The organism is Shewanella sp. W3-18-1, assembly GCF_000015185.1.
Classification (GTDB): domain Bacteria; phylum Pseudomonadota; class Gammaproteobacteria; order Enterobacterales; family Shewanellaceae; genus Shewanella; species Shewanella putrefaciens.
Window position 1 is genome coordinate 1,626,663 of record NC_008750.1, and the last position, 21,765, is coordinate 1,648,427.

General features: G+C 43.6%; 19 protein-coding genes. 16 read left to right on the forward strand and 3 right to left on the reverse strand.

The window, feature by feature from the left end; all coding sequences use genetic code 11:
- Window positions 1-75 precede the first annotated feature (75 nt).
- The 13 genes from flhA (at window position 76) to SPUTW3181_RS07530 (ending at window position 13,070) form a co-directional block, all read left to right on the forward strand.
- Window positions 76-2,175: a flagellar biosynthesis protein FlhA gene (gene flhA, locus SPUTW3181_RS07470; RefSeq protein WP_011788786.1), complete on the forward strand. Its 2,100-nt coding sequence runs from the start codon at window positions 76-78 to the stop codon at window positions 2,173-2,175.
- Window positions 2,176-2,186: 11 nt separating this feature from the next.
- The gene (gene flhF, locus SPUTW3181_RS07475) at window positions 2,187-3,569 is read left to right on the forward strand and encodes a flagellar biosynthesis protein FlhF (protein ID WP_011788787.1); all 1,383 of its coding nucleotides are present in this window, start codon (window positions 2,187-2,189) and stop codon (window positions 3,567-3,569) included.
- Between the two features lie 4 nt (window positions 3,570-3,573).
- Window positions 3,574-4,455 carry a MinD/ParA family protein gene (locus SPUTW3181_RS07480; RefSeq protein ID WP_011788788.1) on the forward strand — a complete coding sequence of 294 codons (882 nt, stop codon included), beginning with the start codon at window positions 3,574-3,576 and terminating at the stop codon, window positions 4,453-4,455.
- Entirely contained in the window at window positions 4,448-5,161 is a 714-nt protein-coding gene (locus SPUTW3181_RS07485; protein WP_011788789.1) for an RNA polymerase sigma factor FliA, read from the forward strand. The genes SPUTW3181_RS07480 and SPUTW3181_RS07485 overlap by 8 nt, the downstream gene beginning before the upstream one ends.
- Window positions 5,162-5,208: 47 nt before the next feature.
- Complete coding sequence (gene cheY / locus SPUTW3181_RS07490; protein ID WP_011919599.1) at window positions 5,209-5,592, forward strand: chemotaxis response regulator CheY; 384 nt, start codon at window positions 5,209-5,211, stop codon at window positions 5,590-5,592.
- 13 nt (window positions 5,593-5,605) lie between these two features.
- Window positions 5,606-6,343: a protein phosphatase CheZ gene (locus SPUTW3181_RS07495; RefSeq protein WP_011788790.1), complete on the forward strand. Its 738-nt coding sequence runs from the start codon at window positions 5,606-5,608 to the stop codon at window positions 6,341-6,343.
- 15 nt (window positions 6,344-6,358) lie between these two features.
- Complete coding sequence (locus SPUTW3181_RS07500) at window positions 6,359-8,578, forward strand: chemotaxis protein CheA (RefSeq protein WP_011788791.1); 2,220 nt, start codon at window positions 6,359-6,361, stop codon at window positions 8,576-8,578.
- Window positions 8,579-8,598: 20 nt separating this feature from the next.
- A complete protein-coding gene (locus SPUTW3181_RS07505) occupies window positions 8,599-9,717 on the forward strand; it encodes a protein-glutamate methylesterase/protein-glutamine glutaminase (RefSeq protein ID WP_011788792.1) in 1,119 nt (372 codons plus the stop codon).
- A gap of 22 nt (window positions 9,718-9,739) precedes the next feature.
- The gene (locus tag SPUTW3181_RS07510) at window positions 9,740-10,174 is read left to right on the forward strand and encodes a hypothetical protein (RefSeq protein ID WP_011788793.1); all 435 of its coding nucleotides are present in this window, start codon (window positions 9,740-9,742) and stop codon (window positions 10,172-10,174) included.
- Between the two features lie 57 nt (window positions 10,175-10,231).
- Window positions 10,232-11,023 carry a ParA family protein gene (locus SPUTW3181_RS07515; protein ID WP_011788794.1) on the forward strand — a complete coding sequence of 264 codons (792 nt, stop codon included), beginning with the start codon at window positions 10,232-10,234 and terminating at the stop codon, window positions 11,021-11,023.
- A complete protein-coding gene (locus SPUTW3181_RS07520; protein ID WP_011788795.1) occupies window positions 11,007-11,999 on the forward strand; it encodes a chemotaxis protein CheW in 993 nt (330 codons plus the stop codon). The genes SPUTW3181_RS07515 and SPUTW3181_RS07520 overlap by 17 nt, the downstream gene beginning before the upstream one ends.
- A 7-nt stretch (window positions 12,000-12,006) precedes the next feature.
- On the forward strand, window positions 12,007-12,501 hold the full coding sequence (locus tag SPUTW3181_RS07525) for a chemotaxis protein CheW (RefSeq protein WP_011788796.1): 495 nt from the start codon (window positions 12,007-12,009) through the stop codon (window positions 12,499-12,501).
- 170 nt (window positions 12,502-12,671) lie between these two features.
- On the forward strand, window positions 12,672-13,070 hold the full coding sequence (locus SPUTW3181_RS07530) for a DUF2802 domain-containing protein (protein ID WP_011788797.1): 399 nt from the start codon (window positions 12,672-12,674) through the stop codon (window positions 13,068-13,070).
- A gap of 445 nt (window positions 13,071-13,515) precedes the next feature.
- Here SPUTW3181_RS07530 and SPUTW3181_RS07535 read toward each other — a convergent pair whose 3' ends face one another.
- Complete coding sequence (locus SPUTW3181_RS07535) at window positions 13,516-13,827, reverse strand: EscU/YscU/HrcU family type III secretion system export apparatus switch protein (protein WP_011788798.1); 312 nt, start codon at window positions 13,825-13,827, stop codon at window positions 13,516-13,518.
- A 40-nt stretch (window positions 13,828-13,867) separates the two neighbouring features.
- A complete protein-coding gene (locus tag SPUTW3181_RS07540; protein ID WP_011788799.1) occupies window positions 13,868-15,787 on the reverse strand; it encodes a hypothetical protein in 1,920 nt (639 codons plus the stop codon).
- A gap of 230 nt (window positions 15,788-16,017) precedes the next feature.
- Between SPUTW3181_RS07540 and SPUTW3181_RS07545 the strand changes: the two genes are divergently transcribed.
- Together SPUTW3181_RS07545 and SPUTW3181_RS07550 are read left to right on the forward strand one after the other, a co-directional pair.
- A complete protein-coding gene (locus SPUTW3181_RS07545; RefSeq protein WP_011788800.1) occupies window positions 16,018-16,800 on the forward strand; it encodes a VacJ family lipoprotein in 783 nt (260 codons plus the stop codon).
- A gap of 119 nt (window positions 16,801-16,919) precedes the next feature.
- Window positions 16,920-18,050, forward strand: a complete 1,131-nt coding sequence (locus tag SPUTW3181_RS07550; RefSeq protein WP_011788801.1) for a response regulator — start codon at window positions 16,920-16,922, stop codon at window positions 18,048-18,050.
- 916 nt (window positions 18,051-18,966) lie between these two features.
- Here SPUTW3181_RS07550 and SPUTW3181_RS07555 read toward each other — a convergent pair.
- The gene (locus SPUTW3181_RS07555; RefSeq protein ID WP_011788802.1) at window positions 18,967-20,472 is read right to left on the reverse strand and encodes a peptide MFS transporter; all 1,506 of its coding nucleotides are present in this window, start codon (window positions 20,470-20,472) and stop codon (window positions 18,967-18,969) included.
- Between the two features lie 473 nt (window positions 20,473-20,945).
- On the opposite strand from SPUTW3181_RS07555, the gene rfaH reads away from it, so the two are divergent.
- Window positions 20,946-21,452 carry a transcription/translation regulatory transformer protein RfaH gene (rfaH, locus tag SPUTW3181_RS07560; protein WP_011788803.1) on the forward strand — a complete coding sequence of 169 codons (507 nt, stop codon included), beginning with the start codon at window positions 20,946-20,948 and terminating at the stop codon, window positions 21,450-21,452.
- Window positions 21,453-21,765: the final 313 nt, after the last annotated feature.

Genomic DNA, 21,765 nt, shown 5'->3' on the forward strand with positions numbered 1-21,765 from the left:
CTTCAAATTTTAAGTGTCCTCTTGGCGCGATTTTTGCTTTTCCGCTTTTATACGTCAAAGTTTAGGTAATAGTGAATGGATGTTAAAGCGGCTTTAGGCCAAGTTAAGCAGGTAAGACTTAGTACGTTCAAAGGCATAGGTACGCCTATGTTAGTGCTTGCCGCATTAGCAATGATTGTATTGCCTATTCCACCGTTCTTACTCGATATTTTATTTTCCTTTAATATCGCCCTCGCATTAATCGTATTACTAGTCGCTATTTATACTGATAGACCCTTAGATTTTGCCGCATTTCCAACCGTGCTTTTGGTTGCCACCTTATTGCGACTCGCCCTTAACGTGGCGTCAACCCGTGTTGTGTTGCTTGAAGGCCATAATGGGGGGGATGCCGCAGGTAAAGTGATTGAGGCATTCGGCTCTGTGGTGATTGGTGGTAACTATGCAGTGGGTTTAGTGGTATTTATCATCCTGATCATTATTAACTTTGCTGTGGTGACAAAAGGTGCTGGTCGTATTGCTGAGGTGAGTGCTCGCTTTACCCTAGACGCTATGCCTGGTAAGCAAATGGCGATTGATGCCGATCTAAACGCTGGAACTCTCAATCAAGAGCAGGCAAGGTTACGTCGAGCTGAGGTGACCCGCGAGGCAGATTTCTATGGTGCGATGGATGGTGCCTCTAAATTCGTGAAAGGCGATGCTATTGCGGGGATTATGATCTTAGTCATCAACATCCTCGGTGGCTTTATTATTGGTATTGTTCAACATGGCTTGAGTTTTTCTCAAGCTGTCGAGATTTATACGCTTTTGACCATAGGTGATGGTCTGGTTGCGCAAATTCCAGGACTATTGCTGTCCATTGCTGCGGCATTAATGGTGACCCGTCAAAATGAATCGGGTGACATGGGCCAAATGCTGATGAGTCAGATGTTTGACAGTCATAAATCTTTAGGGATTGCAGCGGGTGTTCTCTTTGTCATGGGCATTGTGCCAGGAATGCCTCACATGGCGTTCCTTGGCTTTGCTGTTATTACTGCTGGTGCTGCGTATTTTGTATTTAAACGTAATGAAAATAAACGCTTAAAAGCCTTAGAACAAGTCAAAACGGGTCCGATAGAAAGACAAGACAAAGAGCCTAAAGAGTTGAGCTGGGATGATGTACACCATGTTGACACTATCGGCCTAGAAGTGGGTTATCGCTTAATCCCATTAGTCGATAAAGGCCAGGGTGGGGAATTATTGAGTCGTATTAAAGGGGTGCGTAAGAAACTCTCGCAGGAGCTTGGTTTCCTCGTACCCGCAGTGCATATTCGTGACAACTTGGATTTATCCCCCAATGCCTATCGTATTTCCCTTATGGGGGTTGTGGTTGGTGAGGCTGATATTCGCCATGATTGTGAGTTAGCTATTAATCCTGGGCAAGTGTACGGTAAGCTTGATGGCATTGAAACTCGCGATCCTGCTTTTGGTCTTGAAGCGGTCTGGATTGCCCCAGAACTCCGCGAGCATGCACAGACCTTAGGTTACACTGTGGTTGATGCTGCAACTGTCGTTGCGACCCATATTAGTCAATTACTCACCAATAATGCCGCAAAACTTTTAGGTTACGAAGAAGTGCAACAACTGATGGATATGCTTGCTAAGCATTCTCCTAAGCTTGTTGATGGGTTTATTCCTGATGTGATGCCACTGGGTAGTGTCGTAAAAGTGATGCAAAACCTATTAAATGAAGGCGTTTCTGTCAGAGACTTGCGTACAATAGTACAAACTTTGTTAGAATACGGCACTAAGAGCAATGATACAGAAGTGTTGACCGCCGCCGTACGTATTGCGCTGAAACGTATGATAGTCCAAGAAATATCTGGCCCAGAACTCGAAATCCCCGTCATTACTTTGGCGCCAGAGTTGGAACAGATGTTGCATCAATCAATGCAAGCAACTGGTGGTGATGGTCCAAATATTGAACCCGGTCTTGCGGAGCGTATGCAGCAGTCATTGGCTGATGCGGCTCAAAAGCAAGAAATGGTTGGACAGCCTGCCATATTGTTAACGTCTGGTATGTTACGCGCGACGCTGTCACGGTTTGTTAAACATACTATTCCTAATCTCAGAGTGATTTCTTACCAAGAAATCCCCGATGAAAAGCAAATACGCATTGTATCTGCTGTCGGCCAGTAGAGGACGCATAAGTGAAGATTAAACGATTTTTTGCCAAAGACATGCGTGCCGCACTGGCCCAAGTGAAAGACACTCTCGGCTCAGATGCCGTTATCATGTCAAACAAAAAGGTAAATGGCGGTATCGAAATTGTCGCCGCGGTTGACTACGATGAGCCAAAAGCGAAGGCGTCCGCGACACCTCCTGCACCTACTTTTATGGATGTCAGTGATGACTTAGTGTCTCTTGGTGGAAAGCAGCCTGTGCGTGCACAGAGCAGTGTCAAACCATCGGCGCCAGCAGATTCATTACAAGCTTTGCTCGAGAAACAACAAAGCCGTTTAAATCAGCAGTTATCGCATCAGCAACCTGAGGCCGATTTACCCGTATGGGCAAAAGGGTTACAGGCACCAGTAGCATCGAAGTCTGAGCGCCGAGACATTCCGGCCGCTTTTGATAAAAAGCCGCAAACCACACAAAAACAAAATGCTGATATTGAAGCCATGCGTGATGAATTAGCATCACTACGTAATTTACTGACTCACCAAGTGTCTTCTTTGATGACAGAGCATAAAAAACGTATCGATCCCGTTGGCGCTATGCTGGAATCTAAGTTACTTGAAGCCGAATTTTCTCCTGCAGTTGCTGCGAAATTAGCCGCGTTGAGTCAGCATTATACCCCTGCTGAGTTAGTGCGAGCACTACCCCAAAGTCTAGCTAATATGCTTGATAATCAAGGTGATGATATAGTTAGGCAGGGTGGAGTAGTGGCTTTAGTTGGCCCTACTGGTGTGGGTAAAACGACCTCATTAGCTAAATTGGCTGCGCGTTTTGCTGCTCACCATGGGCCGGAACAAGTCGCATTAATTACCACAGATCATTATCGCATTGGCGCCTATGAGCAATTAGCGACCTATGGCAAAATAATGGGCTGTCCAGTTAAGCAAGCCCATGATCTCAATGAATTAGAACAAATTCTTTATCAGTTCAGAAATCGCAAGCTAGTATTGATAGATACCGCTGGTATGGGGCAACGAGATATGCGGCTTTACCAGCAACTTGATAATTTAACTGCAAATAGCAGAATACCTATTCGCAGTTATCTGGTACTGTCTGCCACAGGACAGCGCCGAGTGTTGCAAGATGCTGTTAATCATTTTAAACGCATTCCTTTATCTGGTGCCGTGCTCACAAAACTCGATGAATCAGTCTCCCTCGCGGGTGCGCTGAGTGTGTTGATCCAAAGTGGGCTACCATTAAGTTATGTTACTGATGGACAAAGGGTTCCAGAAGATATGAAAGTCGCAGACACCCTAATGTTAGCGCAGCAGGCGCTTGCGACATTAGATAGTACAGAACAACAATCATTACAAGACACAGCGTGGTCAGATAATATGGCCTGTGCATTTGAGTAGAGTTATGACCCTGGATCAAGCAAGTGGTTTACGTATGATGAATCAACCCTATAACGAAAAAGTGAAAGTAATCGCTGTCACAGGTGGTAAAGGTGGCGTGGGTAAAACCAGCGTATCAATTAATACCGCAGTGGCATTAGCCGAAAAGGGCAAGCGTGTCTTAGTGCTTGACGCAGACCTTGGCTTAGCCAATGTCGATGTCATGTTGGGGATCCGTGCCGAGCGTAACCTCTCCCATGTATTATCGGGTGATGCTGAACTTGACGATATTATTGTCCGTGGGCCTAAAGGTATTGGTATCGTACCAGCGACTTCAGGCACCCAAGGTATGGTGGAACTAAGTCCTGCTCAGCATGCTGGATTAATCCGTGCTTTCAGTGAGATGCGCGCACAATTTGATATTCTTGTGGTCGATACTGCTGCAGGGATTTCCGATATGGTACTCAGTTTCTCACGTGCTTCGCAGGATGTGCTAGTCGTTGTATGTGACGAGCCTACCTCAATCACCGACGCCTATGCGTTAATTAAAATTCTCAGCCGTGAACACGGTGTATTTCGTTTTAAAATTGTTGCCAATATGGTGCGTAGTTTACGCGAAGGGATGGAATTATTTGCTAAACTCAGTAAAGTGACCGACCGATTTTTAGATGTGGCACTTGAGCTCGTTGCAACGATTCCATTTGATGAAAATTTGCGTAAGTCTGTGCGTAAGCAAAAGTTAGTGGTTGAAGCTTATCCTAAATCACCTGCAGCGATCGCATACCAAGGCTTAGCCAATAAAATCATGAGTTGGCCTGTACCGCAACAACCTGGTGGGCATTTGGAGTTTTTCGTTGAACGTTTAGTCCAACGACCAGATTTTCAAGAGGAAAAAACGAGTGAATAAAGCCGCAGCGTATACTTGTTTAGACAATAAATCGTCTATCGTTGAACAGTATGCTCCGTTGGTTAAAAGAATTGCACATCATTTACTCGCCAGACTGCCAGCTTCTGTGCAGCTAGATGATCTACTACAAGCTGGGATGATGGGACTATTAGAAGCATCATCCAAGTTTGATGGTGGCAAAGGTGCAAAATTTGAAACCTTCGCTGGCATACGGATCCGTGGTGCCATGCTGGACGAAATTCGTCGAGGTGATTGGGTCCCACGTTCTGTTCATCGTAATAATCGTAGGGTAGCACAAGCCATTGATGAGTTAGAAAAAGAACTGGGCCGTGATGCACGTGACACAGAAATTGCAGAAAAACTTGATATGACGCTCGATGAGTACCATCATATTCTTAACGATGTTTCTGTCGGAAAAATCATAGGGATAGAAGACTTAGGTGTATCGCAAGATATACTAACGCTGAGCGATAGGTCCGACGATGGCTCGTTTGAAGCTCTCGCTGAGACTCAGTTTCATTCCGCATTAGTTGAGGCAATAAAATTATTGCCAGAAAGAGATGCGTTAGTGTTATCGCTGTACTACGATGAAGCATTGAATTTAAAAGAGATTGGCGCCATTCTTGAAGTAAGCGAATCGCGAGTTAGCCAGATATTAAGTCAGGCTATGTTGCGACTCAAAGCTAAACTCAAGCACTGGACATAAGTATAATTATTAATCGAGCACATAATGTCAGCTCACCGGAGGAAACCTTGGACAAGAATATGAAGATTCTCATTGTTGACGACTTTTCAACAATGAGACGTATCATCAAGAACTTGTTGCGAGACTTGGGGTTTAACAACACCCAAGAAGCAGACGATGGCTCAACCGCCCTGCCGATGTTGCAAAAGGGGGATTTTGATTTCGTTGTTACAGATTGGAATATGCCCGGCATGCAAGGGATTGATCTGTTAAGAGCTATTCGCGCAGACGACTCTCTTAAGCATTTACCAGTGTTAATGGTTACTGCTGAGGCAAAACGTGAACAAATTATCGCTGCGGCCCAAGCGGGGGTAAACGGCTATGTCGTAAAACCTTTCACAGCAGCTACGTTAAAAGAAAAGTTAGATAAAATATTCGAACGACTCGCTTAGGCAGGGATGAGCTATGAAGTCACATACATCAGGGCTCATCACGCTAGAGCAGGCTCAGCATTTAGTTGAATTACTAAGTGCAGGTGAACAGTCTCAAGCTGATGATTTATTTAGAGAACTTGCTGCTCCACTTCAGAGGGAACTCTTCGATGAGGTAGGTAAGCTCACTCGACAACTTCATAGTGCATTGATGGATTTTCAGGTCGATAATCGTTTAGTTCAGTTGGCGAATACTGACATACCTGATGCGAAACAAAGATTGAACTATGTTATTGATATGACAGAGCAAGCTGCGAATAAAACCATGGATGCAGTTGAGGAATGTTTGCCATTAGCAAATGCCTTAACGACAAATATTCAACAGGTTATGCCATCTTGGGATAGGTTAATGCGGCGAGACATTGCATTAACTGAGTTTAAAGCCCTATGCCATGATGTGCAGCACTTAATGTTGCGCAGTGAGCAAGATTCTGATCGATTACGTGATTTGCTTAATCAAATATTGATGGCGCAGGATTTTCAAGATCTCACCGGACAAATGATACGCCGTGTTATCGATTTAGTAATGGAAGTTGAAAGTAACTTGGTATCAATGCTGACGGTATTTGGTGAGCAACCAATAATTGAGCACCAGGTTATTCAGAAAAATAATATTGAAGCAGAAGGCCCGATAATGAATGCCGAGCTTCGTCAAGATGTGGTAACGGGTCAAGACGAAGTAGATGATCTTCTATCGAGTCTAGGTTTCTAACTGGGAGTCAATTTGATGGCCTTTGATGTAGATGAAGAGATACTCCAGGACTTTTTAATCGAAGCAGGTGAGATTTTAGAACTGCTACAGGAGCAACTTGTTGCCCTAGAAAATAATCCTGATGATACTGACTTGCTTAATGCCATTTTCAGGGGATTTCATACCGTTAAAGGCGGCGCCGGCTTTCTCAGTTTGACTCCCATGGTTGATGTTTGCCATGAAGCTGAAAATACTTTTGACTTGTTACGTACCGGCAAGCGAAAAGTTAATGCTGAATTAATGGATATCATTCTGCACGCTGTTGACGCCATTAATACTATGTTCGCTCAAACTCAACAGGGTGAACAACAAGACCCCGCCGATCCAGTATTATTAGCAAAATTAAAAATGCTCAGTTCTGGCGCGCCATTACCCTCTGAATTAAACCCAAGTTCACCTGTTGCCATGACTGAACCAGAGCCAGAACCCGAGCTTGTTGAAGTTGCTGTTATTGAGGAAATGCCCGTTGAAGCAACGGAAATAAGCGGAAGCTCAAGTATTGATGAAATTGATGAAGCGGAATTTGAGGCACTGTTAGATGCTTTGCACGGAGAGGGGAAAGGTCCTGCTGTCAGTTCAGTAGGGAGCGCCGTGCCACCCCAATCTGTGCCAACAGCGAAAGCTCCTGCGTCGACTGATGATATTACCGACGATGAATTTGAAGCTTTACTCGATGAGTTGCATGGTTCTGGTCAGTTTAAAGTCGAAGTTGACGCGCCAGCTAAACCTAAAGCAGTTGTCACGCCGCCAGTGCCACCTGTTGATTCGGATGAAATTACCGATGATGAGTTTGAGCGATTGCTTGATGAATTGCATGGTAAAGGTGGGGCACCGGCAAAAGCAAGCATCCCTGTTGCAGCATCATCAACACCTTCAGTTGTGCCTAAGGCTGCGCCAATAACGTCAACGGCTAACGTGGCCGCCACAGTGAATGCGCCTGTCGTTGCGGCTAAAACTGAGATTGCTGTCGCTGATAAAGCGCCCGCGAAAGCAGCGGCATCAGCCAACGTTCCTCAAGGTGAAACTACAGTTCGAGTCGATACTGCACGCCTTGATCAAATTATGAACATGGTCGGTGAGCTGGTATTAGTGCGAAATCGTCTTGTCAGTTTAGGCATTAGTCGTGATGACGAGGAAATGTCTAAAGCGCTTGCTAACTTAGATCTTGTGACTGCGGATTTACAAGGCGCAGTGATGAAGACCCGTATGCAACCGATTAAAAAGGTGTTTGGGCGTTTTCCCCGTGTTGTTCGCGATTTAGCACGTACACTGAACAAAGAAATTGACTTGGTTATGATCGGTGAAGAGACCGATTTAGATAAAAACCTAGTGGAGGCCCTCGCCGATCCTCTGGTTCACTTAGTGCGTAACTCGGTTGACCATGGCATAGAAATGCCAAATGAGCGTGAAGCTAGCGGTAAGCCTAGAACAGGGACTATTACCTTATCTGCCAGCCAAGAAGGTGACCATATTCTGCTTAAAATCGAAGATGATGGTGCAGGGATGGATCCTGAAAAACTTAAGCAAATCGCGATTAAACGTGGAGTGCTCGATGACGATGCCGCCGCGCGTATGACAGACACTGAGGCTTATAATCTGATTTTTGCGCCTGGTTTTTCAACAAAGGTGGAAATTTCCGATATTTCAGGTCGTGGCGTTGGTATGGATGTAGTTAAGACCCGTATCGCTCAACTAAATGGTACTGTTCATATAGACTCAATGAAAGGTAAGGGGACGGTGCTTGAAATTAAAGTTCCCTTAACACTTGCGATTATGCCAACCCTGATGGTGGATGTGGCACAGCAAGTATTTGCTCTGCCGCTATCGAGTGTGAATGAGATATTCCACCTTGACCTAACAAAAACCAACATTGTTGATGGACAACTCACCGTCATAGTGCGTAATAAGGCTGTACCACTGTTCTATTTGGAACACTGGTTACATAAGAATAAAACGAGTTTTAAACATGGTGATAAGAAACATGGCCATGTTGTTATCGTGCAATTAGGTATGATGCAGATAGGATTTGTTGTAGATGCTTTAATTGGCCAAGAAGAAGTGGTTATCAAACCGCTTGGAGCCATGTTACACGGCACACCAGGTATGGCTGGTGCAACGATCACCTCTGATGGCGGTATTGCTCTGATTTTAGATGTACCAGGGCTATTAAAGCATTATGCAAAGAATAAAAGTTAGTTTCCAAGCTAAGGAATGGAATGGCCATTAAAGTATTAGTCGTTGATGACTCAAGTTTTTTTAGGCGACGTGTTAGTGAAATAGTCAATCAAGATCCTGAACTGGAAGTAATTGCGACGGCCTCAAATGGGGCCGAAGCGGTAAAGATGGCTGCTGAACTTAATCCCCAAGTGATTACCATGGATATTGAAATGCCCGTCATGGATGGTATTACTGCCGTCCGTGAGATCATGGCAAAGTGTCCAACACCCATATTAATGTTTTCATCTTTGACCCATGACGGTGCCAAAGCCACGTTAGATGCGTTAGATGCGGGTGCGTTAGATTTTTTACCTAAGCGCTTTGAAGATATTGCAACAAATAAAGATGATGCCATTCTTTTACTCCAGCAAAGAGTGAAAGCCCTTGGTCGCAGGAGAATGTTTCGCCCGATAGTAAGACCTTCGGTGTTGCCAACGCCTACATCTCGAACGAGTACCACTTCTGTTCTGGGGAACACGACGCCTGTTGCCACTGCGCCTATTCGGACATCCACAGCTTCGTCTATCCGTGCGAGTGGTAAACAATACAAATTACTGCTGATTGGCACTTCTACTGGCGGCCCAGTCGCATTGCAAAAGATTTTGACGCAGTTTCCAGCCAATTATCCTCACCCTATTTTACTCATTCAGCATATGCCGGCAGCCTTTACACCAGCTTTCGCGAATCGTCTAAATGGGTTATGTAAGATTGAAGTGAAAGAAGCTGCAAATGGTGATTTACTTCGACCAGGTTGTGCTTACTTAGCGCCGGGTGGCATGCAGATGATGATCGAACGCAGTGGTGCCAGTGGCCGAATCAAAGTCATCGCAGGGAGTGCTGAGATGAATTATAAGCCCTGCGTCGATATTACTTTTGCATCAGCATCGAAAGCCTATGGTGGTGATGTACTTGCTGTTGTCTTGACGGGTATGGGAGCCGATGGTCGAGAAGGAGCGCGTATGCTTAAATCGGCTGGAGCGACTATTTGGGCACAGGATGAAGCCAGTTGCGTGGTTTACGGCATGCCGCAGGCAGTTGCGAGTGCGGGAATTGCGAGCCAATCTATTTCACTCGACAATATGGCTGAGTCAATTTTAAAAGAGTCTGTTCGTGGCTAATGTAACTAATGTCAAAAAGCCAATGAGCACGAATGTCGTGCTCATTATGGTATTAATGGTGATTACCATTATTTGTCTGGGCGCGTTAAGTCTCGACTATCGACATAAAATCAAATTGTTGCATGAAGATGTAAAACGTCTCGAATCAACTCAAGTTTTACTTATGGTACCTGATGAGCAAGCTGAAGCGATTGCAACATGGCTAGCGACTCATCCTGATCAGACTCAAGCTATGTTGAAATTAGCTTCACCGGGTGAGCAAAAAGCAGTTACGGTAGACTTAAATGCAGAACCTTCGTCAATTAATTTGGCGTTACCACCTAAATCAACTGAACCGTCAACGGGTAAAGTAAATACTGACGTTGTGCCTGTAGTGGTGTCAGAGAATGCTGATGGCGTTAAAGTGATTAGCCTACCAAATGGTGGGATAAGGGTAACAACAAGGGAAGGCGATTAGTCTTTTTCAATCGTGATTCAATGCATGTTTAAGTCGGAATAACGAGAGGATCACTTCTTGAAAGTATGGACCATAGCAAATCAAAAAGGCGGTGTGGGTAAAACCACAACGGTGGCGAGCTTAGCAGGAGTACTGACTAAGCGCGGTAAGCGTGTGCTAATGATCGATACAGATCCCCATGCATCACTTGGATATTACTTAGGCATTGACTCTGAAAAAGTACCAGGTTCACTATTTGATGTATTTCTTGCTCATCAGAACTTAACAAAAGAGTTGGTTTGTTCTCATATAGTGCCAACCTTGGTAGATGGTTTGGATCTCTTACCTGCGACCATGGCGCTAGCGACGTTAGACAGAGCGTTAGGTCATCAAGAAGGGATGGGGCTGGTTCTGCGTAATCTTTTAGCACTTGTTGCCGATGAATATGATGTGGCAATTGTAGATTGCCCACCAGTTTTAGGGGTGCTTATGGTGAATGCCCTTGCTGCGAGTCAGCATATCGTTATTCCCGTACAAACCGAATTTTTAGCCATTAAAGGTTTGGAGCGCATGGTCAAGACAATGGAATTAATGGGGCGCTCCAAGAAAACCCAATACAGTTATACCGTTGTTCCAACGATGTATGATAAACGTACTAAAGCTTCTCCCGCGGCCTTACAAATATTAAGCGAACAATATTCAGGTTCCCTGTGGCGTGATGTTATTCCCGTCGATACTAAGTTTAGAGATGCCAGTTTGGCACATTTACCCGCCTCGCATTATGCAAGTGGGTGTCGTGGCGTAAAAGCCTATGAAAGATTGTTAGATTTTTTATTAGTCGGGGAGTTTGGCCATGTCAAAATCGGTTGATGAAACTGTTTTTGATTTTTTTGAATTATTGCTGCATGAGAATGACAGTTCAATTACAGGTATTTCCAAGCCACCATCACATGGGGATAAGTCTCTACAACGGGAGGCGATCGGGAATGAGGTTACATCACTCGATGATGCGATTTTAGCGGAACGTGCATCAGTACGTTTACATCAGACAATAACCGTCACCCCTGAGGTGCAATTCGCTAAAGTAAAGGCACCCAGTCCCAATGTGGTTTTGAGTGAGGTCGCGCCTAAAGTAGATAAGCAATCGCTTGAAAAACTACTGGCACCAGTATTAAAAACGGAAGTTAAAACAGAACCAAAAATCATTGAAGAGCTTATACAACCGGAGATTGTTTCCGAGGGTAAGCCTGTTGATGATACTGAACAGCCTATATCTTTTGCCGCCGAAGAGCCTCTTACTGTTGGGCGTGAAGAGGCTATTTTAGTCAATAAGCCAGAGACTCAGCTTGGTATTACACCACCGAGTATCACAAAAGATCTTCAAGAAGTGCTCGATGATGAGTTTCAGGTACTATTCTTTAAAGTGGCTGGGTTAACATTAGCCGTACCGCTAGTGAGTTTAGGTGGCATTGTTAAAGTGGAACGGATTAACCATATTATTGGCCGTCCATCGTGGTTTTTAGGTGTGCAAAGCCACAGGGAAGAACAATTAAACATTGTCGATACTTGCGCTTGGGTTATGCCAGAAAAATACACAGATAAACTGGCGCAATCGGTAAATTATCAATATCTTGTATTGTTAGAAGGCAGTAACTGGGGATTAACTTGTGAGTCTTTAGTCAATGCTGTAAAAATTAATAAATCGCAAGTAAACTGGCGCAGCAAAGCAGGTAAACGGCCTTGGCTCGCTGGTGTCGTTAAAGAACAAATGTGTGGTATTTTGCACGTACAAGCCTTAGTTGAAATGCTTGATGCGGGTTTAGGTTGTCAGGACTCAATTGGTTGAGGTAAACATGAAAGATACAAGAAATGTCGCAGCCGTAGCTGCAAGTAAAGATGATGTAGTATTACAATGGGTTACCTTTAAGTTAGACAACGAAACTTATGGTATCAACGTAATGCAAGTGCAAGAAGTGCTGCGCTATACCGAAATAGCGCCAGTGCCTGGTGCTCCATATTATGTTTTAGGTATCATTAACTTACGTGGTAATGTTGTCACTGTTATCGATACACGGTCACGTTTTGGCTTGCAATCAGCCGAAGTCGATGATTCGACCCGTATTGTGATTATCGAAGCTGAAAAGCAAGTCATCGGTATTTTAGTGGATAGCGTTGCAGAGGTTGTTTACTTACGCCGCAGCGAAATTGACAACGCACCTAATGTCGGGACAGAAGAAAGCGCTAAGTTTATTCAAGGTGTAAGTAACCGTGATAATGAGCTGTTGATCTTAGTTGATCTCGATAAGTTATTATCCGATGAAGAATGGGCTGAACTCACACAACTCTAAACTGTTGCGTTTTTGAGTGCTTAGTAGCAAGCTCTCGACCTTTATGAGCTATTGCCATCAATAACGGAAAAGGGGAACAATGCTTCCCAATAAAGCGATTAGAGTCATGAATCATGCATCCTCTTTATCCGTTATTCTGATTTATACATAGAAATGCATAAGGATTTTTAATGGGCGATGAATTTTTGATCGCGGCGTTAGTCTATGTGATTGCGTGCTTAGGGCTTGTGCTCTATCTACAAAAGCAGTTGAGTAAATTACGTAATAAAGTTGAAGCGTTAACTGTGCTTGTCAAGGAAGGTGACCGCCAGCGTGAAGCCTTTAAAAGGGAATTGCAGGAATTACGCAGCGGCACTATTGGCGTGGGGCGCAGAGTCATTGAGTTAGAAAAGCGGTTGCATCAGCAATCCGAGCGCATTGAAGAAACGACCTTACAAGATCCTCAAGCAAAGCTTTACACTCGTGCGATGAAAATGGTCGGACTTGGTGCGGGAGTCGATGAACTGATAAAAGAGTGTGAACTTCCCAAAGCTGAAGCTGAATTATTGATCCGGTTACATCGTAAATAGCGAAGTGTAGGGGCTAAGACGCTCTCCCTTTTGCATCACCGCACTTTTTGTCATTTCTGCATCCTTCGTCATTCTCGCATCCTTCGTCATTCCCGCGAAAGCGGGAATCCATCAGTGAAGTCTTTTGGTGTTTTAGAGCTCCGTGACTTAAAAGCTAAAGCTGGATCCCCGCATGCGCGAGGATGACGGCTTAGGGGCGAGGATGACGGCTTAGGGGCAAGGATGACGGCTTAGGGGCAAGGATGACGTGGTAGGAGTAAGGATGACGGAAAAATCAAAGGGTGTTTTGCAACTACTCGATAGCCACTTTGTAGTATACGGACGCTGCTTCACAGTTTACAGAATGGGTTCCGCTCTTACGATAAGCGTCAGCCATGAACGAAGTGTTCTGTAAGCGTAGCGGGTGGTTTTTACTGTTAGCGCAGAGTTCTGCTTTTCCTTACTCCTAAGCTTTTTCAACAATTTTTTGATGCATATTATTCCATTGCTCGGGGAATTTACCGTCGAGCATATAAACAAAGGCGATCAGTTCTGCAATAAGTATATACAACTCTTTTGGGATCTCCTCACCTAACTCTAATAAGCGTAGAAAATTGCTAAGATGCGCATCTTGATGAATATAAACTCCTGATTCTTTGGCGAGGGCAATAATTTCTTCGGCGATCAGTCCTTCACCTGTTGCGACAATCTTCGGAGCATGTTTTCTATCGTAACTCAAGGCTACAGCTTGCTTGGTTTTATTATCTTCGGTTGTCATATTATGCTCATTTTGTCACTTACATTGATGTTCATAAACGCTATGCCTTCGTTTTTACTAGAAAATGGTCACCAGGGAGCAATGTGGCTGGCACTGGTGCTATCTGGGTTGAAAGTTCGCTTGTCGTAAAACCGAGCTGTGACAGTTTTTGGCTTAAGGGAGCTAAAAAGTTATCAACCTTATTGAGTAGTGTTTGGTTATTTCCTTTAAATTGAATCTCTAAGAGTTGTTGGTGATAACGAGCTGATATTAATAGGGGCCCCTGTGCAAGATTAAATTTTAGTTGTAAATGCCAACCATTATGCTTCTGCTGCTCATCAGCGTCATTCTCCTGCTCAAATTTGCCTTCAAGCTGTTCGTGTCGTTGATTGATGCTATAGGGGAGAGCAAAAAACCAAACGATATTACCGTTATTTTCGCCACTTGCTTGTTGATATAAATGTAAACTGGTCGCTAATTGTCCCATGCTCTCTAAACCGCCAGCTTTACTCAATTGACTTAGCTGATTGTTAGAAAAACCAGTCCTTGCTTGTAATTGTTCAAGATAATTCGCCAGTTTTTGGCTTAAAGCACTGGTAGTTTTGGCTCTAAAACCGAGTAATAGTTGAAATAATGACGTAATCGCACCAGCATTCATAAAGGATGATGTGTGGCTAAGCTGTTGTGCTGCCAAATTGAGTGTGGCTAATCCTAGTATTTCAGCTTTAAGTGAATCAGGATCACTCAACTGCCCTAAAGGTTGTGGGTTGATATGCGGTAAATGTCTAAGTAGCTCAGTTGCTAGATTATTGTTGCTCCGCAATACCAGTTGATCTGAGGGTAATGCGCCTGCTTTATTAAACGCTTTTTGCAGTACATCATTCACGTTAATGTCGCCATCACTGCTACTGTCAATCTGCTGAACATCTGGCTTAGCTTGCCCAAGATTATTTGTAACATGTGCAGATTGAGAGATAGTTGCAGCGATAAGTGAGCTGTTCTGCAACGAGATATTCGTCGCTGTGTTAGTGATGTTTTGTTCTGTAGTGGGCGGTAAACTGCCAAGGGGTAATCGGGGGGCTGTTATCGATTGCCCGGTTTGTGCGTTAGCTTGTGTATTATTGGCATTAGCTTTGGTTGTTGCTTGGCCGAGATTGGTCGCATCCAAAGTTGGTGTCATCGATGATGCCGCCACTGAAGTGCTTTGGGCACTAAGGGAAGGGCTTATATTTATCGTGGTGGCATTTGATGAGCGCATTTCTGGTTGTGGTATAAGGCTTTCTAGCTTCCTCAGAAAGCTAGCATAAATCTGGGCAGGTTCTGTTTTTGCGATAACCACGTTTGCCGCTTGTTTATCGATTATGGGAATCTTAGTTTCATTTATTGAAGCGCCGATAAGGATTTCAAGTTTGCTCACAATAGGGGTGAGTACTAATATAGGACGTCCCTGTGACAAGGCAATTTTAGCTTGGTATTCACCAGCACTCAGTCGAGTCCCCGCGTCTTGTGCTATAACAGTCCCATTTGAAAATTGGAACTCTTTGTGGGTAATAGTGACATCGGGAAGTGGGTAACCTTGAGGGCGCCCAGCTAAGCTGAATAAGCGTTCTAATGATATGCCATTTTGCTGGGCGAGCTGAGCAATAGCTTCTGGTAATTTTAGTGTTAATGCGGTGCCAAGTGCTGTGAGTTGAGCTGGTTGGCTTGCCGTTGTTATGGCAGCGTTAGGTGTCGTATTGGCCGCAGGCTCTGCTGTCGTTTGCGTTAGTAGAAAACGATTGGCGTTAATCAGTGCTTGTCTTTGTTGAGCATCAACGAGCTTTAAATTATATTCTGTACCGTTTAGAATAATACTGTCGCCCTTAGGTGATACAAGCACTTCAACAGGTATTGGACGTGCAGATACGTTTGAGGCATCGTTTTGGTATGCTGGAGCAGGTTGCTGTGGGTTAGCATTATTGATGACTGGGATCGACTCCATGGGATGACCTTAAATAGTTTATCCTGCGGCATGGCATGTTGATAAATTAACAATTGACCAAAATAATTTGCCAAGTATGCTTATGCGTTTTGTGAAAACAATATCAATAGCAAGCTTTCGCAATACTAGAATATACGGCTAAGAGGAATGTTACTTATATCGTCACTTGTCTATAGTCACTTTAGCGAAAACTTTGCACCTAAGCAGTACATTTATATTAAGAGATCAATATGAAGTTGAAATGGATAGGGCTATCGTTAGGATTTGTATTATTGCCCCAAGCATATGGGGCAGAAGTCTCCGTACCTGATACCACTTCTCAAGACATTACAGCAGTGACCATTACCTATGATGATCCACGGGATCCTTTCGAGGGTTTTAACCGTGCAATGTGGGATTTTAACTATCTGTATCTTGATAAATATCTCTATCGTCCAGTTGCCCATGGTTATAACGACTATATTCCCCGGCCCGCTAAAACGGGTATTAATAATTTTGTACAGAACTTAGAAGAGCCAAGTAGCTTAGTTAACAATGTGTTGCAAGGCAAGTGGGGATGGGCTGCGAATGCTGGCGGGCGTTTTACCGTTAACTCCACAATAGGTTTGTTAGGCGTTTTTGATGTGGCCGATATGATGGGAATGCCGCGTAAGCAAGACGCATTTAACGAAGTGCTGGGTTACTATGGTGTGCCAAATGGTCCTTATTTTATGGCGCCATTTGCGGGCCCCTATGTTGTGCGTGAACTCGCAACAGATTGGGTTGATGGTCTATACTTTCCACTATCAGAGCTCACCATGTGGCAATCCGTTGTTAGGTGGGGGCTTAAGAGTCTTCATGCGAGAGCTTCAGCGATTGATCAAGAAAGGCTCGTTGATAATGCGCTTGATCCCTATGCTTTCGTGAAAGATGCGTATTTACAACACATGGACTATAAAGTCTATGATGGCAATGTTCCTCAGAAACAAGAAGATGATGAGTTGCTTGATCAATATATGCAGGAGCTTGATTAACGTTACGCAACATGGCTATCGATGTTGCTTTCACAACCTAGTCCTTGCCGTATCGAATGATTCTTCCGATGTCATGATTGAGTTATTGCTATAGCAATGAATTTTATTCGGGAATCTTTATGGTGTTAAATGGTGTTTCGATTCTTTTGGTTGAAGATGATCCTGTGTTTCGGCAAATTGTCGCCACGTTCCTTTCTGGGCGTGGCGCTGATGTAGCTCAAGCCTCTGATGGTGAGCAAGGACTGAGTGTTTTCAAACAACAGCGCTTTGATATTGTCTTGGCTGACTTGAGTATGCCAAAGTTAGGAGGACTCGATATGCTCAAGGAAATGACTAAACTTGAGCCACTTATCCCTTCCATTGTGATTTCAGGTAACAATGTCATGGCAGATGTTGTCGAGGCATTACGTATTGGCGCCAGTGATTATTTAGTTAAACCCGTATCCGATTTATTCATTATTGAACAAGCCATTAGGCAAGCCCTACATAAAATCCTTGGTGATGAACCTATTCAAGCAGAAATAGATGCACTGTCCCGGCAAGAGCTAAGTGATAATTTAGCCCTTTTGGAGCAAAGTGTAGAAGCCGCAAAACAGGTTCAGCAGCAGCTATTTCCTGCCTCTAATATCAGTTACCCCGTCGCCAAAGTTGACTACAGTTTGTTTAAAGACAGTGATATTAGTAGTTATTTTATAGACTCGACTATGGTCGGCAATGATCATTTGATCATGTATATGGCACATCTTTATCCTGAGGATAATCGCGCAGCATTTGCCTGTGTATTACTGCGTAGTTTTGTTAATCAAAAGCTTAAAAATTATCGTAGTGGCCAGAGTAAAACAATTATTGAACCGTTCAATATGCTTAGCTATTTGAATGAGCGTTTAGTTAACTCTGGTTTAGATATCACGGTCGATATTATTTATATTTCAATTGAATTGACAAAATATCGAGCGGCGATAGCCCAAGCAGGGAGGGGATTACGCTGCTATTTACGTAATGATCAAGGGCTTAGTCCTTTGGCACTTTCTGATAGTTTACAGTTAGGTTTACTTGACTGGGGTAAACCCAGTATTCAGTTCCGCACTATCCTGCCACAAGAACAACTATGTATAGCTACAAGTGAACCTATACATAAGCAAAATCTACTCGAAAATAAATTCAAAGGGTTAGTTTACGATCGCCATATTCCCGTTGGTGGATTTATGCAATTAAGTCTACCTATAGAGCGTTCGCAAGCTCACGGCTAGGGCACAGTAAAAGGCGCTGTTGCTAGAATCGAGTAAGGCTTCGCAGCGTTCTACATCCTCCCGTGTCCATTTGTTATTTCCGCAATCCTCATTATTTTCGCGTTCCTTTGTTATTTTCACCTCCTCGTCATTTTTGTATTCCTTTGTTCTTCGAACCCCATCGTCATTTTCGTATTCTTTTGTTATTCCAATCCCCTCGTCATTCCCGTGAAGGCGGGAATCTATAGATGATCTCTTTTGATGTTTTAAGGCCGGGTGGTTTAAAAGCTAAAAGCTGGATCCCCGCATCGATAACTGCTCCCTGCGTTATTCTACCTCCTGCATCCATGCAGTCGTTCGCGAGGATGACAGCTTAAATGAGTCATTCCCGCGAAGGCGGGAATCTATAAGTGCACTCTTTTGGTGTTTTAACGGTGTGTGGTTTAAAAGCTAAAAGCCAAAGCTGGATCCCCGCATCGATAACTGCTCCCTGCACTTTTTCTAATAAAGCGTTCTACCTCCTGCATCTGACCACCATGGAAGGTGGGAATGTCATATTTTGTATGGAACAAAATTGACCATGCAGTCGTTCGCGAGGATGACGGCTTATATGAGTCATTCCTGCGAAGGCGGGAATCTATAAGTGCACTCTTTTGATGTTTTAAGGCTGGGTGGTTTAAAAACCAAAAACCAAAGCTGGATCCCCGCATACGCGAGGATGACTATTTGAGGCGATGATGGCTTAAATGCGATGATGGCTTAAATGCGATGACGACTTAAATGCGATGACGACTTAAATGTGAGGATGATTTACATCGAGGATGGTGGTCAAAGGTTGCTTCGCAACTAGTAGAACATTCGCAGGATTGCTCAAGAACATCACTGCGAGACTCTATAAGAAGCGAAGCTTTTATCTAGCTAGATTCTAGCTGTTATCTTATCGCTTAATCGCTTCGTGCTCAGCAGTCACGGCAATTTCATCTTCTAAAGCCTGTGCTTCTGAAGAGTGCTTGGTTTCTGCGCCATGCATCCAGTCAACTAACTTGTCTGCCATAAAGTAGAGCACCACAGCAGAAAATGTGGCTGTAATGGCAATACCTGCGAAAATAGACATGGCATTCGCGAGTTGTTCCTCTTTGCCACCACCATGGCCAATAAACGAACCTACAACACCAGCCACTTTGTTTGCCATAGCGATAAAGAGGAACCAAGCGCCCATCATTAGCGATGCAATACGTAATGGAGCAAGCTTAGTTACCATAGATAAGCCAATAGGTGATAAACAGAGTTCACCCATAGTATGGAAGAAATAAGCACCCACTAACCACCACATGCTGGATTTAGCGTTAGGATTGCCACCCATTTCAACTACCGCGCCAATCATAAATAAGAAACCGATCGCCAATAAGAATAGGCCTAAGGCAAATTTAACGGGTGAGTTAGGTTCATTTTTACCTAAACGGATCCAAATTGAAGCAACAACGGGGGCAAATAACACAATGAAAATGGCGTTAAGTGATTGGAAATAGGTGGTGGGAACTTCCCATGTACCAATATAACGGTCAGTGAATTCATTGGTAAACAAGTTCATTAACCCGCCAGCTTGTTCAAAACCAGCCCAGAAGATGATGGTAAAGAGACCAAGCACCATAATGACTTTAATACGGTCGCGTTCAACTTTGGTTAGCGGTTCTTTACGCACATTCCCCAACTTAGCTTGGCGTTCACGTTCAAGTCTCGCCGCAGGCACTGTACCAATATCACCAAGTAGTTTTTGGGCAAATAAGAATTGAATAACAAGGGAAAGTAGCATACCAATACCAGCACAGAAAAAACCTGCTTGCCAGTTATTAACAAACACTTCTTGGTCATTGATTATTTCAGTATGACCAAAGCTGGTATAAGCCCATGCAACAACAAAACCAGATAATGCAGCACCTAAGTTAATCCCCATATAGAAGATGGTAAACGCACCATCGCGTCTATGATCGCCTTCTTCATAGAGATCGCCAACCATAGTGGAGATATTAGGTTTAAATAAGCCGTTACCTAAAATAAGCGTTCCCAAACCTACATAGAAGAGTGTCGTTTCAACACCAGGAAACCATGCATGTGGTGCGGCTAACATAAACTGGCCCGCAGCCATTAATGCACCACCAAAATAGATGGCTTTACGTTGACCAAGAAAATTATCGGCTAACCAGCCACCAATAAGCGGCGTTAAGTAAACTAAAGCTGTAAAGGTTCCATATAACGACAGCGCGTCGGCTTGGCTCCAACCTAACCCACCACCACCTTGCTTGCCAACTTGATCAACTAGATACAGCACCAAAATGGCGCGCATTGCGTAATAACTAAAACGTTCCCATAGCTCTGTTGTAAATAGCAGGAACAATCCTTTGGGATGCCCAAGCATTGTCCCTTGTGGTTTTGCTACGCTCATGAAGTCTTCCACCTTAAGCTCGTGATTGCCTGTGGGCCCCTGAAACAGGATGATGTCACCACAGAAAAATGATTTTTCTTATCCCATTAATCGACTTACATTTCAGCAAAACATCTACACGAGAAAGCTCGAATAAAGTTGTTGAATAACTGCAAGTTACGTATGGGTTATTGTTACGTTTTTATAATAAAAGTAATATTTTAAGCGGTAAATTGAATCTTTTCGCTAAAATCCCACCTTATATACCCCTTAAAAGCAACGAAAGTCAATTTTGGCTTGCAAACTGGCGACATAACCAACGATTCAAAGCTAGAGCTGATTACAGTTGATTTACCTAATATAAGTCACACTTGTACGCATACCGAACAGTAGGTCCTCTATGGTGAAAAACTGCTTCCATCGACATTAACATCTTTGTTATGATTGCCGCCCGTGAATGGACGTCACTTGACATAGGGTAATGAGATAAACAAATGAACGCATGGTACCTTTTGTACTGTAAACCTCGGAGTGAAGCGAGAGCACAGCAGAACTTAGCACTTCAAAATTTAGAGACCTACTTACCAATGGTCTCTGAAGAAAAATCACAGCGTGGACAGAAACGGATCTGCCGCGTACCGTTGTTCCCAAATTATTTGTTTATCAAATTTGACCCAAGCCAGACAAGCGTCAGGCAGGTCCACTCTACCCGTGGAGTAAATCGAATCGTCAATTGTCAAGAAAAAATGACACCCATTGATGACCGTATTATTCACACCATTCGCATGAAAGAATTCACATCTTCCCAAACCGTATTAGCCGAAGAATCTGAGCTAAAAATGGGGGAAAGAATTCGCTTTAAAGATGGCCCATTCGTTGATTTAGAAGGTATTTTTCAAGAAAAATGCCCAAATAAACGCTGCCATGTTTTATTTAGTCTTATGGGGCAAGTCAATACTATTACTGTTCCAGAAGAATCACTCGAACGAGTTTGTATATAGACATAGCACCAGAGTTTTAATGTGAGAGTTTTGCCCTGTATTTTGTAAGACATTGGCTATAGTTGTTATGTTTTTAACTTTTTTAGGACAAAGTGTAATTTAATTAATGCTAGCTTAATCATGTGGTTAGTTGTTTGCTTTGCTATTTTGATTATTTCTTGTATTCAATGGATGGAAAAGTGTTCGGTCATAAGGATGTCTGGGTATAGAACAGCCATCGTTGGTTAAAAATTTGCAGTACACTTTGCCACAGAATTTTGGATAAAGTAAGAACAAACTAAAAATTATAAATGAACTAAAGCTCTACTATTTC

Coding starts and splice junctions, on each gene's coding strand:
- flhA (WP_011788786.1), top strand. CDS start 76: ATGGATGTTAAAGCGGCTTTAGGCCAAGTTAAGCAGGTAAGACTTAGT.
- SPUTW3181_RS07480 (WP_011788788.1), top strand. CDS start 3,574: ATGACCCTGGATCAAGCAAGTGGTTTACGTATGATGAATCAACCCTAT.
- SPUTW3181_RS07495 (WP_011788790.1), top strand. CDS start 5,606: ATGAAGTCACATACATCAGGGCTCATCACGCTAGAGCAGGCTCAGCAT.
- SPUTW3181_RS07500 (WP_011788791.1), top strand. CDS start 6,359: ATGGCCTTTGATGTAGATGAAGAGATACTCCAGGACTTTTTAATCGAA.
- SPUTW3181_RS07505 (WP_011788792.1), top strand. CDS start 8,599: ATGGCCATTAAAGTATTAGTCGTTGATGACTCAAGTTTTTTTAGGCGA.
- SPUTW3181_RS07510 (WP_011788793.1), top strand. CDS start 9,740: ATGAGCACGAATGTCGTGCTCATTATGGTATTAATGGTGATTACCATT.
- SPUTW3181_RS07520 (WP_011788795.1), top strand. CDS start 11,007: ATGTCAAAATCGGTTGATGAAACTGTTTTTGATTTTTTTGAATTATTG.
- SPUTW3181_RS07525 (WP_011788796.1), top strand. CDS start 12,007: ATGAAAGATACAAGAAATGTCGCAGCCGTAGCTGCAAGTAAAGATGAT.
- SPUTW3181_RS07530 (WP_011788797.1), top strand. CDS start 12,672: ATGGGCGATGAATTTTTGATCGCGGCGTTAGTCTATGTGATTGCGTGC.
- SPUTW3181_RS07535 (WP_011788798.1), bottom strand. CDS start 13,827: ATGACAACCGAAGATAATAAAACCAAGCAAGCTGTAGCCTTGAGTTAC.
- SPUTW3181_RS07540 (WP_011788799.1), bottom strand. CDS start 15,787: ATGGAGTCGATCCCAGTCATCAATAATGCTAACCCACAGCAACCTGCT.
- SPUTW3181_RS07545 (WP_011788800.1), top strand. CDS start 16,018: ATGAAGTTGAAATGGATAGGGCTATCGTTAGGATTTGTATTATTGCCC.
- SPUTW3181_RS07550 (WP_011788801.1), top strand. CDS start 16,920: ATGGTGTTAAATGGTGTTTCGATTCTTTTGGTTGAAGATGATCCTGTG.
- SPUTW3181_RS07555 (WP_011788802.1), bottom strand. CDS start 20,472: ATGAGCGTAGCAAAACCACAAGGGACAATGCTTGGGCATCCCAAAGGA.
- rfaH (WP_011788803.1), top strand. CDS start 20,946: ATGAACGCATGGTACCTTTTGTACTGTAAACCTCGGAGTGAAGCGAGA.